Raw genomic sequence first — 17,958 nt, forward strand, 5'->3', positions numbered from 1 at the left:
TGTCTAGGTTCATCGTTATCTGAGTTCATTATGCATCTTAAATAGTTTCAACTAAGCCCTATTTCAATTCTTAGCCACACTCTAATAAGAGCAATTCTTAGCAGCTCTCTAATTAGAGCAATTCTTAGAACGACCCTGAACGCCATCCTAAGCGCCAATTTTTGCTGCAATTGCACCAAGGTTTTGCGCCCAAATTAACAGGTTTAGCCGCACAGTCTCATTCATGACGAAAGGGACGTAAGCCAATATTGGGCTATTTTACCCCGCTAACCCAAAAAAGCGGCCTTTATCGATCCTAAAAATTTAATTCTTCCACTATCAAAGTATTAAAAAAACCAAGCGGTCAGCGAAAACCCAACATAACGCACAGAAAATACCATTACTCAACGAAAGCCAATAAATTCCAGTCCCAGATGATTGTATCGACCCGAAACCTCAGGTAATCTGCATCCCCATTAAGTGACACAGATGATAAGCACAGGTTTTACGATGAGTGTCACTATGTTCTTCAAGAGTGCCACAGCTGACTCAGCCAAAATGGCTTCTCAGTCCCAATAGATTATGTCGGATGATAATTATTATTAATGGCAGCTCGCGACTCTCAATCTAAAGCGCCGTCTTACGCCCCCAAGAGCACGACTCAAGCGGCGAAAAAAGACAGCGCACCTCGGCATCGCAACGCCACCACCACGCCTGAAATGCGACTCTTTATCCAGCAATCGAATCTGAGCGTCAGCCAGCTGGCAAAAATTTTAAATATTACCGAGGCAACGGTGCGTAAATGGCGGAAGCGTGAGTCCATTAGTAACAGTTCGAACACGCCCCATCATCTCAATACCACGCTCACGCCGATGGAAGAATATGTGGTGGTGGGATTACGCTATCAACTCAAACTCACCTTAGATAGATTACTTCAGGTTACCCAAACCTTTATTAATCCCAATGTGTCGCGCTCCGGCCTTGCCCGTTGCTTAAAGCGCTACGGCATATCGCGGCTCGATGAATTTGAAGCACCGCAAGTCCCCGAACGCTATTTTAATCAATTGCCTGTGACGCAAGGCAGCGATATCCAAACCTATACGGTCAATCCAGAAACCTTGGCTAAGGCGCTCGCATTGCCGAGTACCGACGGCAATACTGTGGTGCAAGTGGTCTCACTCACCATACCGCCGCAGCTCACTGAGCAAGCTCCAAGCTCAGTACTATTAGGCGTAGACACAGCAAGTGATTGGATTTACCTCGATATTTATCAAGACAGTAATACCCAAGCGACCAATAGATATATCGCCTATGTCCTCAGACATGGGCCGTTTCATTTACGAAAGTTGCTTGTTCGCAACTATCACACCTTCTTAGCCCGTTTTCCCGGTGCCCATGGCACGCCAAAGACAAACGCGGCTGAATCCCAAAACAAGGTCACCGTATCCAGGTCGACCCGTGGAGACTCTTTATGAGCCATACCCCTTCTGTACCTAATTCTGCGACTGAGTCAAAAAAAGATAAACGACTCAACAAACGTTTAAAAGATATGCCCGTTGCCATCGTCGGCATGGCCAGCATCTTCGCTAACTCGCGTTATTTAAATAATTTTTGGGATTTGATCAGCGAAAAAATCGATGCCATTACTGACATCCCAGACACCCATTGGCGCGCCGAAGATTACTACGATGCCGACAAAAGCAAAGCCGATAAAAGCTACTGTAAACGCGGTGGTTTTTTACCAGAAGTCGACTTCAATCCTATGGAATTCGGTCTGCCGCCCAATATTCTTGAGCTGACAGATACCTCGCAACTGCTGTCGCTGATTGTCGCCAAAGAAGTGCTTGCCGATGCTAATCTGCCCGCCGATTACGACCGTGACCGTATCGGCATCACCCTAGGCGTGGGTGGTGGTCAAAAAATCAGTCAGAGCTTGAACTCGCGCCTGCAATATCCAGTGCTTAAAAAAGTATTCAAAAGCAGCGGCCTGAGCGATGAAGACAGCGAAATGCTGATCAAAAAGTTCCAAGACCAATATATCCACTGGGAAGAAAACTCTTTCCCAGGGTCCTTAGGCAACGTGATTGCAGGCCGTATCGCCAACCGTTTTGATTTTGGCGGCATGAACTGTGTGGTCGATGCTGCCTGTGCGGGCTCGCTTGCCGCTATGCGTATGGCGCTAACTGAACTGACCGAAGGTCGCAGCGACATGATGATCACTGGTGGTGTCTGTACCGATAACTCGCCGTCCATGTACATGAGCTTCTCAAAAACGCCAGCCTTCACCACCAATGAAACCATTCAACCCTTTGATATCGATTCAAAAGGCATGATGATCGGCGAAGGTATTGGCATGGTCGCACTTAAGCGCCTTGAAGATGCCGAGCGCGATGGCGACCGAATTTATGCGGTCATCAAAGGCGTTGGCGCCTCATCTGACGGTAAGTTTAAGAGTATTTATGCGCCGCGCCCTGAAGGCCAAGCTAAAGCATTGGAGCGCGCTTACGACGATGCAGGTTTTGCACCGCACAGCATTGGTTTGGTTGAAGCCCACGGCACTGGTACTGCCGCAGGTGATGTGGCCGAATTCAATGGCTTAAAATCGGTATTTGCCCAAGGCAACGACACCAATCAGCATATCGCGTTAGGTTCAGTGAAATCCCAAGTGGGCCACACTAAATCAACCGCAGGTACTGCAGGGGTGATCAAAGCCGCGCTAGCGCTACACCACAAGGTATTGCCTGCGACCATTAACGTTAGCAAGCCTAATCCAAAACTGAATATCGAAAGCTCACCATTCTATTTAAATACCGAAACTCGCCCATGGTTCCAGCGCGCCGATGCAACGCCGCGCCGTGCAGGTGTAAGCTCCTTTGGTTTTGGCGGTACGAACTTCCATCTTGTATTAGAAGAATACAAACCTGAGCACAGCCGTGACGAGCAATATCGTCAGCGCAGTGTGCCGCAGACGCTATTATTTGCCGCAGCCAATAAAGCCGCGCTGCTTAGCGAGTTAAAAGCTGCGCTGAGCCAAAGCGTGAACACAAGCGCAAACGCGAATAAGAGCAGCGCTGCGAACCTAAACGCTATCGCTCAGCAATATCCGCTGCGCGCGCTGGCAAGCACAGATGCCCGTTTAGGTTTTGTGGCTAAGGATATCGCACAGCTGCAAGCTCAGTTAAATCAAGCCATCTCTCATCTAGAAAGCAGTGCGCATTTAGAAAGCGGGCACCTAGAAACCAGTGCAAGCGAGGCGTGGCAATTACCGTCTGGGATCAGCTACCGCTCCCATGCCTTGGTCGCTAAAAATGAATCAAAGAAAGTAGCTGCCCTGTTTGCTGGTCAAGGTTCACAGTACCTGAACATGGGCCGCGAACTCGCCTGCCATTTCCCAGAAATGCGCCAACAAGTGACGGCCAGCGATAAGGTATTTGCTCGCCACGGCCAAACGCCGTTATCGAACATCCTTTACCCTATTCCGGCATTCGATGCAGATGCAGTTAAAGCCCAAGAAGCGGCGCTGACCAATACCATGTTCGCCCAAAGCGCCATAGGCGCGGTTTCAATGGCGCAATATTCGCTATTAACGCAAGCGGGTTTTGCACCCGATATGGTGGCGGGTCATAGCTTTGGTGAATTGTCAGCCCTTTGCGCGGCAGGCGTGATTTCCAATGAAGATTACGTCGAACTGGCCTTCGCCCGTGGGCATGCCATGGCGCAAGTGCCGAGCGATACTGGGACTCAAGTTGATTTAGGAACCATGTTCGCGATTATTCTTAAGCAAAAGAATGATATCGATGCGATCAATAGCTGTTTAGCCCAGTTTGATGGCGTTAAAATTGCCAACTACAACGCGCCGACGCAATTAGTCATCGCAGGTGGCACAGAGCAAACTCAGCTGGCCGCGAAAGCCATTAGTGAACTGGGCTTTAAAGCGATTGCCCTGCCTGTCTCAGGCGCGTTCCATACCCCATTGGTTGGACACGCACAAAAGCCATTTGCCAAAGCCATTGATAAAGCTAAATTCAGCGCGCCTTCAGTCGCACTTTATGCCAACGGTACGGGTCAATTGCACCCAAGCGATGGCAAAGCGATTAAAGCAGAATTCAAGCAACATATGCTGCAATCGATTCGCTTTAGCGAACAACTGCAGGCCATGTATGACGCTGGCGCCCGTGTGTTTGTTGAGTTTGGCCCTAAAAACATACTGCAAAAGTTAGTTGAAAATACCTTAGGTGAACACTTAAATGAGCTTTGCCTTGTCAGCATGAACCCGAATCCTAAGGGCGACAGTGACAGTCAATTACGCTTAGCCGCAGTACAACTCGCGGTAGCCGGTGTGGCGTTAACTGAGGTTGACCCCTATCAAGCCGTCACGTCACAAGAAATTGCCGAACGTGAAGCGCCATCAGCGATGAACATCAAACTCACTGCCACTAACCATATTAGTGCTGCAACCAAAGCTAAGATGGCTAAATCCCTCGCCACAGGCAGCGTGACTAGCCAAGTGCAATATGTGGATCGCATCGTTGAAACGGTTGTCGAAAAAGAAGTCGAAAAAATCGTTGAGAAAGAAGTCATCGTCGAAAAAGTTGTTGAAAAAATAATAGAAGTGGAAGCGAATCAAGTGGCAACTGTTGAAATGAAACAAACATCCCCAAGCGTGACGCAAGGCTTAAACAATCACCAGCAACAAGCGACGGCGCAATTGAATCCAAGTACGGCAAGCGTCAGCGGCGATGCGTTAACGGCATTTTTCAGCGCACAATCTCAAGCGGCGCAGTTGCATCAACAGTTTTTAGCTATCCCACAGCAATACGGCGATACTTTCACGACACTGATGACAGAACAAGCCAAGATGGCAAGCCTTGGCATTGCAATCCCTGAAAGCCTGCAACGCTCGATGGAAATGTTCCACCAGCATCAAGCACAAACCCTGCAAAGCCACGCCGAATTTATGCAACTGCAAAGCAGTGGCAGCCAAGCGGCCTTGGCCATGTTAAACAATGCGCCGATTAACTTTACTCCAGCAGTTGCAAGTCAGCCACGAGCAACTGCGCCGGCTCCTGTTGCTCCAGCGCCTGTGGCTGCAACTGTGCACAATGCCGCTCCTACACCAGTAGCGACTCAAGTTGTTGCGACGAGCCCCGCTGTTAGCACACCTGTTGCGACTGTTGTGCAAACGGCTCCCGTTGCTTATGCACCAGCTGTGACAGTACAAGTTGCGCCTGCCGCTCCTGCATTAGTCATGCCTGCTGTAGTGATGCCAGAAGTGACACCTGCGGCACCAGCAACGAGCGGCTTAAGTGCAACGTTAGTGCAACAAACCATGATGGCTGTGGTGGCCGATAAAACAGGCTATCCCACTGAAATGCTGGAACTTGGCATGGATATGGAAGCCGATTTAGGTATCGATTCGATTAAGCGCGTTGAAATCTTAGGCACAGTGCAAGATGAGCTACCAGGCTTACCTGAACTCAGCCCAGAAGATTTGGCCGAGTGTCGCACCTTGGGTGAAATCGTTAGCTATATGAATAGCAAATTACCTGCAGCGGGAGCTATTGCTTCGACAGCTGCGCCAGTTGCGCAAACCATTGCAGCTCCTGCATCTAACGGCTTAAGTGCTGCTCTTGTTCAACAAACCATGATGGCTGTGGTGGCCGACAAGACAGGCTACCCCACTGAAATGCTGGAACTCAGCATGGATATGGAAGCCGATCTAGGTATCGACTCCATCAAGCGCGTTGAAATCTTAGGTACAGTGCAAGACGAACTGCCCAGCTTACCTGAACTCAGCCCAGAAGATCTGGCCGAGTGTCGTACCTTAGGTGAAATCGTTGACTACATGAACTCTAAACTGCCAGCGGCTGGCCAAGTTGTAGTTTCTACAACAACGCCAACAACTCCTGCAGCCAGCGGTTTAAGTGCTGCGTTAGTGCTGCAAACTATGATGACTGTGGTAGCCGACAAGACAGGCTACCCCACTGAAATGCTGGAACTCAGCATGGATATGGAAGCCGATCTCGGTATCGATTCAATTAAGCGCGTTGAAATCCTAGGCACAGTGCAAGACGAACTGCCAGGTTTACCTGAGCTCAGCCCAGAAGATTTGGCCGAGTGCCGTACTTTGGGTGAAATCGTTAACTACATGCAAAGTAAGCTTACACAAAATGACAAGCTGCCTGCAGCGGGCGCAGTTATCGTAGCAACTCATGTGACAACTGCCGCGCATGCCGCCAGCGGTTTAAGCGCTGCGTTAGTGCAACAAACCATGATGGCTGTGGTGGCCGACAAGACAGGCTATCCCACTGAAATGCTGGAACTGAGCATGGATATGGAAGCTGATCTAGGTATCGATTCTATCAAGCGCGTTGAAATCTTAGGCACAGTGCAAGACGAACTGCCGGGCTTACCTGAGCTGAATCCTGAAGATCTGGCCGAGTGTCGCACCTTAGGTGAAATCGTTGACTACATGAACAGCAAACTACCTGCGGTTGGCTCGGTTTCAGCTACAACAGCAGCGCAAGTCACTGTTACCGCTACAACAAATAACGGCTTAAGTGCTGCACTTGTCCAACAAACCATGATGTCAGTAGTGGCCGACAAGACTGGCTACCCCACTGAAATGCTGGAACTCAGCATGGATATGGAAGCCGATTTAGGCATAGATTCCATCAAGCGCGTTGAAATTTTAGGCACAGTGCAAGACGAGCTACCGGGCTTGCCTGAACTCAATCCTGAAGATCTGGCCGAGTGCCGCACCTTAGGTGAAATCGTTAGCTATATGCAAGGTAAGCTAGGACAGAATACTGCGGTAAATGTGGTAAACGTCGCTGTCGCAGCTGAACCTACTATCGATTTACCGCCACACAGTGAGGTGGTGCTAAAAAAGTTGCCAGCGGCGGCTGAGCTAGCGCAACTATCGCCACAGCAATCGTCAAAGCAATCAGCGCAACAAGGTCTGCCACGCGTTTTTGCTAAAGATGCCTGCATTATCATTAGCGATGATGGTCACAATGCTGGCGTACTTGCCGAAAAATTGCATGCTCAAGGTCTAACTGTTGTGGTTGTACGCTCGCCAGAAAGCCTTGTAGCCAGTGCATCACCGCTCAATAGCCACATTGCCAGCTTCACATTGGCGGCGATTGACGATGCCAGCATTGGTGCAGTAATTAATGAGATCAAAAGCTTAGGTACGGTTGCAGGCTTTATTCATCTGCAACCACAACATAAAACCTCAGCAGATACTAAAGGTTTAGTGTTGTCCAGTGCCGCCAAAGCGTCGGTCGAACAAGCCTTCTTGTTCGCCAAGCACTTACAACCGCTTTTAACAACAGCAGCAACCGCCAATACTGGCAGTAGCTTTATCAGCGTCAGTCGTATCGACGGTGGTTTTGGCTATCTTAACCACAGCCAAATTGCCCGCAGCGAGTTAAACCAAGCGGCATTGGCAGGTCTGACTAAAACCTTGAGTCACGAGTGGCCAAGCGTGCATTGCCGCGCCTTAGATATCGCGCCAGCACTTGATGCCAAGCAACTGGCCAATGCAGTGATCGCTGAGCTATTTGCAACCGATAAGCTATTGGAAGTCGGTGTTAGCCAAGACGCAGCCCAAGCACTTGAGCGCGTAACCTTAGTTGCTGGCAAGGCTGATACCCGCCACAGCGCGGCAAACTTGACGAGTGCAGATAAAATACTGGTGACCGGTGGCGCAAAAGGCGTGACCTTTGAATGTGCGCTAAGTTTAGCCAAACGCAGCAAGGCGCACTTTATCCTTGCTGGCAGAAGCAGCCAACAAGCCATTCCCGCTTGGGCACAGGGTAAGAATAACAGTGAACTTAAAGCCGCAGCTATTGCCCACATTCAAAGCTTGGGCGAGAAACCCACGCCAAAACAAGTGGATGCCTTAGTATGGCCAGTTCAAAGCAGCCTAGAAATTGCAGCAGCACTGCAAGCCTTTACCGCTGTGGGCGCGAGCGCCGAGTACTTAAGTCTCGATGTTAACAATCCAGATGCGATCGCCAGCACGATAGTGCCGATCACCGAGTTGTCGCCTATTACTGGCATCATCCATGGTGCGGGCGTACTCGCCGATAAACACATCCAAGACAAAACCTTAGATGAGTTGGCACGGGTTTATGGCACTAAGGTCACAGGCATTAGCAATCTGCTAGCCGCACTGGATTTAGATAAAGTAAAACTGATTGCCCTATTCTCTTCGGCGGCGGGTTTTTACGGCAATACTGGCCAAAGCGATTACGCCATGTCCAACGACATACTCAACAAAGCCGCACTGCAACTGGCGCAGCAACTGCCAAATGCCAAAGTGATGAGCTTCGATTGGGGTCCGTGGGACGGCGGCATGGTGAATCCTGCGCTGAAAAAGATGTTTATCGATCGCGGTGTTTATGTGATCCCGCTAAAGGCAGGCGCTGAGTTATTTGCTAGCCAATTACTGAGCAACACAGGCGCACAATTGCTGGTCGGTACTGATATGCAAGGCACAGTTCCAAGTGACGAGCAAGCAACTCAAGGTAGCAATCTAAAAAAGCCTGAAGCGGATCTGACCACTGACGCGTCGGATCCGCATGCTTTGGCATCAACACTTGCTGCAATCGCTTTCACGCGACCGCTAACACTGCAGCGCGCACTGGACCCTAAGGCAATGATCTTTATTGAAGATCACTGCATTAACGGTAATCCCGTATTACCGACTGTGTGCGCGATTCAGTGGATGCGTGAAGCCGCCTTTGATGTGCTCAAGCAACCAGTCAAAGTGCAAAGCTACAAGCTGTTGAAGGGCATTATTTTCGACACTGCCGTGTTACAAAATGGAGTGTTAGAAAGTGCAGCCCCCATCACGCTGGAACTTGAACTTGTACCGATTGCGTTAACGGATAAAGCAACGGAAGACACAGACGAGTGCATGAGTAGACAATTCAGTGCCTTAATCAGCTTTGAAGGTCGTCCGCAATATCAAGCTATCCTAGTCGTTGATGATGCTGTTGATGACGCGGCTAACGATTACTTAGCCACTAACAGCAAAGCAACCGCCTTTGACGCGCAAAGCTTGGCGGGACTTTCTGTCATCACAACTGCGGGCAGCCTTTACAGCGACGGCACACTTTTCCACGGCCCAAGACTGCAAGGTATTGAGTCGGTGGTGAAGTTTGACGATGCGAGCTTAATCGCCAAGGTGAGCCTACCCCATGTTGCGTTAGCAGACTGCGGGGATTTTGTGCCTAATCTCACGCCTAAAGGCTCACAAGCCTTTGCGGAAGATTTGTTGCTACAGGCGATGCTGGTGTGGGCGAGACTCAAATATGGCGCGGCAAGTTTGCCATCAAGCATTGGTGAGTTTATCTCCCATGCGCCGTTTGCCTTTGGCGATAAAGGGTATCTAGTGCTCGAGGTGGTAAAACACTCAGGCCGTGCCCTTGAAGCCAATATTGCTCTGTATCATCAAGATGGCCGCTTAAGCTGCGAGATGAACAACGCCAAAGTCACCATCAGCAAAAACCTTAACGGTGCATTCTTAGCTAATAAAGTTGCTAATAAAGCCATTGAAAGCGTGGAGGCAAAAGTCGAGTGAATTTAGCCCACACTTTAGTAACTATACATAGCGGCCAAACTGAAACGTCGATAGCAGACACGGCTATGACTGAAAAGCTTGCCAAGCCACTGCGTATTGCAGTATTGCTTGGCGACGCGGTCAATCTTGACTCTCACTCAGCCCAAGTATTAGAGACGTTTGCGGAACGTGAAAGAGTTCAAATTTGCGCTTTAGATGCTGCCCCATCTACAACACAAGAGCCGACAGCTCATGAACCAAAAGTGCATGAACCGTCAGTGTATGAGCAAAGCTCGCTCACTGCCTTGTTAGGCCAAGCAACAACAGCCATTGAGCAAGGCAAGCTCGTTGAACTTAAATTCAATGATGGCAATCTGCCCCAGCCTTTGACTCAGTCCCTGTATTTGCTTGATGGTTTACGCGCCGCCAAACTGCGTCTTCACGCCCACGCGTTTATTGCTGGCTTTGCCGCTGGTAATGAGGCAATAGGTGTTGCTAATGCAGCGGCGGTTGCTAATGCTGCATTAGCGGCGGCAAAGCGTAATCCAGCACAAACCGTTCAGCATCAGCTTATCGCCAACACGCTCAACGAAGCATTTGTTGCGCTGCGCCAAGGTGTAACCGCCCTCGCCGCACGAACACAAGCGCCGCTTAAAGGCACTACTGATATAAAACAGACAAACGACACCAATCATCAAACTGGCTATTGGTTTAGCGACCAACATCAAGCGCGGGTTTTATGTCTAAATCTTGTAGCAAAGAATCTAGCGGCAACAAGATCAAACCCAGCAGATACCTTGCTGGATTCAGGCCAAGATATTTGCCAAAGCCTAGTACTGACCCAAGGCACACAAGTTATCGCGCCCAAAGCTCTTGTTGATGAAAACCGGCTGTTTGTGCCGATAAGTGGTGACAATATTGATTCACTCATCGCGCAAGTATTGCAACTAGTTAACACACTGGAAAATAGCGTAGGCTTTCACGCTGACTTTCGCGCTGAGCAACTCAAAGCTTGGTTTGAACGCTATGATGCCAACGCACCACTGGCATTAGTCTTGATGGCCGCATCGATTGACGACCTCAAACTTGAAGCTAAGGCCATGCTTACGGCGCTTGAAAATGATGCAGTACGTCATCATGGTCAACACTTTAAGACGCCAGCGGGTAGCTGTTTCACCGCTAAGCCGCTAGGGGATGCGGGGCTGACCTTTGTATATCCCGGCGTTGGCACTGTTTACGCCAATATGTTCAATAACTTGCATGAGTATTTCCCCGCGCTGTATCACCAACTGGAGCGTGAAGGCGATTTAAGCGCCATGCTGCAATCACCGCAGATTTATGCAGCAGATGTAAAAACCGCAGCAAGCATGAGCTTAAGCCAACAAGCGATTAGTGGCGTGGGTGCCAGTTACCTATTCACTAAACTGTTAACCCAAGTCTTTAATATTAAGCCAAAAATGGCGCTCGGTTACTCAATGGGCGAAGCAGCCATGTGGGCCAGCCTAGATGTGTGGCAAACACCCCATGCTATGATCAACACCACCGAAAATAGCGATATTTTCAACCATGCCATTTCTGGCGAGCTAACCGCAGTGCGCCGAGCATGGCAGCTTAAGGATAATGAATCCATAGTGTGGAACAGCTTTGTGGTGCGCACCGACAGCAATGAAATCAAGGCTTTATTGCCAGAGTTCCCTCGCGCTTACTTAGCCATCATTCAAGGTGATACCTGCGTCATTGCAGGTTGCGAAACAAGCTGCAAAGCCCTGCTTGCAAAGTTAGGTAAGCGTGGGATTGCCGCCAATCGCGTCACGGCAATGCATACCGCACCTGCCATGTTAGTCCATGGGCAAGTACAAGATTTCTATACGCAAGCGCTAAAACCCGAGGCACTGAAACCTGAGGCATTAAAACCTAAGGCGCTGGAAGCGGCAGCACATGGCTCGCCTATTCGCTTTATCAGCGCAGCGCAAACTGCGCCAGTCACCGTGGATAGTCACAGCATTGGCCGCGCGATTGCCGATACCTTTTGTTCGCCACTCGACTTTAGTGCGCTCATTCAAAATGCCACTGAGCAAGGCGCAAGGCTATTTGTCGAAGTGGGCGCCGATAGGCAAACCAGCACACTCATAGATAAAATCAGCCATGCCCATGCAAGCCAAAGCACCGAGAACGCAACTACAGTCGCCATAGCCTGCAATGCCAAGGGTGCCGACGCGATTACCAGCTTACTCAAGTGTTTAGCTCAGCTGATAAGCCACAGAGTGCCGCTGTCGCTCATGCAGCCATTAAGTGCTAACGCAGCCCCTTTATCATCAGCAGTATCACCAAAAGGAGAACCCCTGTGAGTTCTCAGCATTCCCCTACTATTGATAAAACTACCGTGCCTACCATTGCGTCAAACCGCGCATCAAAAAGCGCATCAAAAATTGCGATTGTCGGTCTCGCGACTCAGTATCCTGACGCCGATAATCCACAAACCTTCTGGCAAAATCTGTTGGATAAAAAAGACTCTCGCACCCAAATCAGTCGCGAAAAGCTCAATGCCAATCCCGCCGATTACCAAGGTGTTCAGGGGCAATCTGACCGTTTTTACTGTGATAAAGGCGGCTATATCCAACACTTTGAGTTTGATGCCAAGGGTTATCAACTGCCTGAGTCCGCCTTTGACGGATTAGATGAAAGCTTTTTATGGGCACTCGATTGCAGTCGCAAAGCCCTTCAAGACGCAGGGATTGCACCAAGCGATGCCGTACTGGCGCGCACAGGTATTGTAATGGGAACCTTGTCGTTCCCCACCGCCCGCTCCAACGAACTGTTTTTGCCTCTGTATCATCAAACTGTTGAAAAGGCGCTGCAAAACAAACTTAACCAAAGCGCATTTCAGCTGGCTGACTTTGGCAACTCAGTTAACGATCTCAATGCCAATAGCCAAGCCTTAAACGTCGCCAATGGCGCCGTTGCTCACACAGCCTCAAAGCTAGTCAGCGATGCACTCGGTTTGGGTGGCACCCAGTTGAGTCTGGACGCCGCCTGCGCCAGCTCGGTTTATGCACTCAAACTCGCCTGCGATTACCTAACAACTGGCAAGGCCGATATGATGCTTGCGGGCGCAGTATCGGGCGCCGATCCCTTTTTTATCAACATGGGATTCTCAATTTTCCACGCCTACCCAGATCACGGTATTTCAGCGCCCTTTGATAGCAATAGCAAGGGCTTATTCGCTGGAGAAGGCGCTGGGGTGTTAGTCTTAAAACGCTTAGAAGATGCCGAGCGCGATGGCGACAACATCTATGCCGTCGTCAGCGGCATTGGTTTGTCGAACGACGGTAAAGGCCAGTTTGTATTAAGCCCCAACAGCAAGGGCCAAGTGCAAGCCTTCGAGCGCGCCTATAGTGCGGCAAACACACTGCCCGCCAATATCGAAGTGATTGAATGCCATGCCACAGGCACGCCGCTGGGGGATAAGGTCGAACTCGCTTCGATGGAACGCTTTTTTGAGGACAAACTCGCGGGCTCTGCGGTGCCGCTGATCGGTTCGGCAAAATCCAACTTAGGCCATTTACTCACAGCCGCGGGCATGCCGGGGATCATGAAGATGATTTTTGCCATGCGCTCGGGTCGACTGCCGCCAAGTATTAACTTATCAGCGCCGATATCTTCGCCTAAGGGCTTGTTTAGCGCTAAAAATCTGCCAACAGAGTTGCATGCTTGGCCAGATAAAGCCGGCAATGACCGCCGCCACGCGGGTGTTTCTGTGTTTGGTTTTGGCGGCTGTAACGCGCATTTATTGCTGGAATCCTATGCTGCCAATACAAACAAAAAGAGTGAACAACCGGCTGCTACTGTAAGTTATCAGCACACACCATTAAATATCATTGGCTTAGCATCACACTTCGGGCCTTTATCCTCCATAAATGCACTGGATAAAACGATAAGCGCGAAGCAAGATACTTTTATCCCGCTACCCGCTAAACGTTGGAAAGGCTTAGATAAACATCCTGAGATCTTAGCTAACTTTGGCTTGCCTTCTGTCCCGCAAGGCGCCTATATCGACCAGTTCGATTTTGACTTCCTGCGCTTTAAAGTGCCGCCCAATGAGGATGATCGCCTGATCTCCCAGCAACTGCTGCTGATCAAAGTGGCCGATGAAGCGATCCGTGATGCCAACTTAAAACCCGGTGGCAAGGTTGCTGTATTAGTAGCGATGGAAACCGAACTGGAATTACACCAGTTCCGTGGCCGCGTAAATCTGCACACTCAACTGGCAGACAGTCTTAAAAAACAAGGGATAACACTCACACAAGCCGAGTATCTCGCCCTTGAAAAGATCGCCATGGACAGTGTGCTCGATGCCGCCAAACTGAACCAATACACCAGTTTTATTGGCAACATCATGGCGTCACGTATCGCATCCCTTTGGGACTTTAACGGCCCTGCCTTTACCATTTCGGCGGCGGAGCAATCGGTCGCCCGCTGTATCGATGTGGCCGAAAATCTGTTGTCCCAAGAATCCTTAGATGCCGTAGTGATCGCCGCCGTCGATTTAAGTGGCAGTTTAGAGCAAGTGATCCTTAAAAACGCCGTATCGCCAGTAGCATTTACTGCCACTGACACAGGCTGGAAAGTCGGTGAAGGTGCTGGCGCGTTAGTGCTCACAACAGCGCAATCAAGTGCAGCCCAGCCAAGTAATGCCGCTGACAATGCTAATGCCAATAGCAGCTATGGCGACAGTTATGGTCACATCAGCGGCCAAGTATTTGGCGCGATTTGTGACATACAAGGTAATAGCAACACTGCGCGTATTTGCGATGACTTGCTAACCCAAGCCAAGGTGAATAGCAGCCAGATTAACTTGATTGAAACCAGTATTGCGGTTGAGCAACTTGCCGATTCAGAGCTGGTACTCAATACCCTGTTGCCGAGTGTGAACCAGCGCAGCCAAGCTGCTGATACCCTAGGCCACAACTTTGCCGCTGCGGGTATGGCGAGTATTTTGAGCGCGCTGCTTCAGCTTAAAAATCATGGGCAATTAAAAAACCAAGTACAGCAACAAGCTAATCAAGTGCAGCACGCGCTCGTAGCGACGTTTAGCCAAGGTAAATGCTCGCAGTTACTGCTCAGCCAAAGTGCCACGCAAGCGCACAGTTTGCAGCAAAGGCTTGAACAAGACTTAACGCTTTCAGAGCAAAAACACTTAATAAAACAAGTAACGCTCGGTGGCCGCGATATCTATCAGCATATTCTGGATACGCCGTTGGCGGACCTTGATGCTATACAACAAAAAGCCCGAGCCATGACAGCACTGCCAGCGCGCAGCCAACGCAAACATTTGGCCCAAATAGCTAGCAAAGACACGAATAGCTTTGCAACAAGCAGCCCAACCACGGCTCAACAAAAAGAGACATTAAGCAGCATGCCAATTAATGCCCTAAGCACGCCCAATAAAAACGCCGCTCAAGCAGAGCTAAAAGACACGGCATTTTTAAGCAATCAGCAACTCGCCCGTGAAGCCCATTTAGCCTTTTTACAAAGCCGTGCTGAAGGCTTGAAACTGGCCGATGCCTTGATGAAAGCCCAGCTTGCCAGCGAGTTAGCCGTCAATGGCCAAGCTGCGCCAGTACAACAGCAAGCCATTGTTCAGGCATCTGCGACAGCGGTTCTTCCACATCCTGCGCTTTATCCAAACCATGCAAAAGTGCCTCTGTACACGCCGCCAACACCGATAAGCAAGCCTTGTATTTGGGATTATGCGGATTTAGTCGAGTACGCCGAAGGCGATATCGCTAACGTCTTTGGCCAAGATTACGCCATTATCGACAGCTATTCGCGCCGTGTACGTCTGCCAACCACAGACTATTTACTGGTATCTCGGGTAACGAAATTAAACGCCCAGATGAACCAATATCAGCCTTGCACTATGACCACAGAATACGACATTCCTGTGGACGCGCCGTATTTGGTCGATGGTCAAATTCCGTGGGCCGTGGCCGTTGAATCGGGTCAATGCGACTTAATGCTGATCAGCTACTTAGGTATCGACTTTGAAAATAAAGGCGAGCGCGTTTATCGTCTGCTCGATTGCACCCTGACCTTCCTTGGCGACTTACCGCGCGGTGGCGACACCCTGCGCTACGACATTTCCATCAATCACTTTGCCCGCAATGGCGATACCTTGTTGTTCTTCTTCTCCTACGAATGTTTCGTGGGCGACAAGCTGATCCTGAAAATGGATGGCGGCTGTGCCGGCTTCTTCACCGATAAAGAACTGGCCGACGGCAAAGGCGTTATTCACACCGAAGCCGAAATCAAAGCGCGCAACCTTGCCTTGAACAATCCGAATAAGCCGCGCTTTAATCCGTTACTGAACTGCGCGCAAAACCAATTTGATTACAGCCAAATCCATAAACTGCTCGGCGCGGATATCGGTGGCTGTTTTGGCGGTGCACACGCGGCGCATCAAGCCCAATATGGGTTGCAGCCCTCTTTATGTTTTGCATCTGAAAAATTCCTGATGATTGAACAGGTCAGTAATCTTGAGGTGCATGGCGGCGCGTGGGGCTTAGGTTCAGTTCAAGGCCATAAGCAGCTCGAAGCCGATCATTGGTATTTCCCATGTCATTTCAAGGGCGACCAAGTGATGGCGGGCTCGTTAATGGCCGAAGGCTGTGGTCAATTACTGCAATTCTTTATGCTGCACATTGGAATGCACCTCGATGTTAAAGATGGTCGTTTCCAACCGCTCGAAAACGCATCACAAAAAGTGCGCTGTCGCGGTCAAGTCTTGCCGCAATCTGGCCTGCTCACCTATCGTATGGAAATCACTGAAATCGGTATGAGCCCGCGCCCGTATGCTAAGGCGAATATCGATATTCTGCTCAATGGCAAAGTGGTCGTGGATTTCCAAAACCTTGGGGTGATGATCAAAGAAGAAGCCGAATGCACCCGCTACCTCGCGGATAATGCCAACAGCACAGCTAACAATACGACTAGAAATGTAGCTAAAAATGCTGTTTCGGCTGCGCCGCTTGTTTCGACAACACCAACATCCTTAGCGGCGCCGCTAATGGCGCAGCTGCCTGATTTAACTGCGCCAACCAATAAAGGCGTAGTGCCGCTTAAGCATGTGAGCGCACCAGTCGCGCCTGCGGATTCAAAGTATGCTAACCGCGTGCCCGATACCCTACCGTTCACGCCGTACCACATGTTCGAATTTGCCACTGGCGACATCGAAAACTGCTTCGGCCCCGATTTCAGTATCTATCGCGGCCTAATTCCACCGCGCACGCCTTGCGGTGATTTGCAGCTCACGACTCGCGTCATTGCGATTGACGGCAAACGCGGCGAGCTGAAAAAGCCCTCTTCGTGTATCGCTGAATACGAAGTGCCAGCAAACGCTTGGTATTATGATAAAAACAGCCATCACGCCGTTATGCCCTATTCTGTGCTGATGGAAATATCACTGCAGCCAAACGGCTTTATCTCGGGCTATATGGGCACTACCTTGGGCTTCCCCGGCCAAGAGCTGTTTTTCCGTAACTTAGACGGCAACGGTAAGCTACTGCGCCATGTGGATTTACGTGGCAAAACCATAGTGAACGACTCACGTTTGTTATCGACTGTGATTGCTGGCAGCAACATCATTCAGAATTTCAGTTTTGAATTAAGCTGCGATGGCGAGCCTTTCTACCAAGGTAAAGCGGTATTTGGTTACTTCAAGGGCGATGCGCTGAAAAACCAGTTAGGCATAGACAACGGCAAGACCACTCAGCCTTGGCATGTGCAAAATGGCATAGCAGCCGATAGCCAAATCAATCTGTTAGATAAACAACATCGCAGCTTTAACGCACCAAAAGGTCAACCACATTACCGTTTAGCGGGCGGTCAACTTAACTTTATCGACAAGGCTGAAATCGTGAAAGCCGGCGGTAAGGCGGGCCTTGGCTATTTATACGCCGAGCGCACGATTGACCCGAGTGATTGGTTCTTCCAATTCCATTTCCATCAAGATCCTGTGATGCCAGGCTCCTTAGGGGTTGAAGCCATTATCGAGCTGATGCAAACCTATGCGATTGACCAAGACCTTGGCGCGGGCTTTAACAATCCTAAATTTGGGCAGATTTTATCGGATATCAAATGGAAATATCGCGGCCAAATTAACCCATTAAACAAGCAGATGTCACTGGATGTGCACATTACCAGCGTGACAGACGACAATGGCAAACGCATCATTATGGGCGATGCCAACTTGAGTAAAGATGGCCTGCGAATTTATGAAGTTAAAGATATCGCCATCTGTATTGAAGAAGCCTAGTGAGTTTACGCTCTTAGAAAGACGCTAATCTCGAATAACAAATAACGAATAACAAATAATTGCGCTGCCTTGGCTATACACATCGCACAGGGCG

4 protein-coding genes are annotated in these 17,958 nt (G+C 49.8%); all 4 read left to right on the plus strand.

Annotated features, from left to right (window positions below; genetic code table 11):
• The first annotated feature begins 584 nt into the window (after positions 1–584).
• The 4 genes from L5M10_RS02125 to L5M10_RS02140 are packed head-to-tail and all read left to right on the plus strand — an operon-like array spanning position 585 to position 17,864.
• On the plus strand, positions 585–1,454 hold the full coding sequence (locus tag L5M10_RS02125; protein ID WP_263254767.1) for a transcriptional regulator: 870 nt from the start codon (positions 585–587) through the stop codon (positions 1,452–1,454).
• Positions 1,451–9,571 carry a type I polyketide synthase gene (locus L5M10_RS02130; protein ID WP_263254768.1) on the plus strand — a complete coding sequence of 2,707 codons (8,121 nt, stop codon included), beginning with the start codon at positions 1,451–1,453 and terminating at the stop codon, positions 9,569–9,571. The genes L5M10_RS02125 and L5M10_RS02130 overlap by 4 nt, the downstream gene beginning before the upstream one ends.
• Positions 9,568–11,898 carry a PfaB family protein gene (locus L5M10_RS02135; RefSeq protein WP_263254769.1) on the plus strand — a complete coding sequence of 777 codons (2,331 nt, stop codon included), beginning with the start codon at positions 9,568–9,570 and terminating at the stop codon, positions 11,896–11,898. The genes L5M10_RS02130 and L5M10_RS02135 overlap by 4 nt, the downstream gene beginning before the upstream one ends.
• Positions 11,895–17,864 carry a beta-ketoacyl synthase N-terminal-like domain-containing protein gene (locus L5M10_RS02140; protein ID WP_263254770.1) on the plus strand — a complete coding sequence of 1,990 codons (5,970 nt, stop codon included), beginning with the start codon at positions 11,895–11,897 and terminating at the stop codon, positions 17,862–17,864. Before L5M10_RS02135 ends, L5M10_RS02140 begins: the two co-directional genes overlap by 4 nt.
• The last annotated feature ends 94 nt before the right edge of the window (positions 17,865–17,958 follow it).

The sequence above is a fragment of the Shewanella sp. SM32 genome, assembly GCF_025654235.1.
Lineage (GTDB): Bacteria > Pseudomonadota > Gammaproteobacteria > Enterobacterales > Shewanellaceae > Shewanella > Shewanella oncorhynchi.

Bases quoted from the DNA above. Each gene is read 5' to 3' on its own strand.
- L5M10_RS02125 (WP_263254767.1), top strand. From the start codon at position 585: ATGGCAGCTCGCGACTCTCAATCTAAAGCGCCGTCTTACGCCCCCAAG.
- L5M10_RS02130 (WP_263254768.1), top strand. From the start codon at position 1,451: ATGAGCCATACCCCTTCTGTACCTAATTCTGCGACTGAGTCAAAAAAA.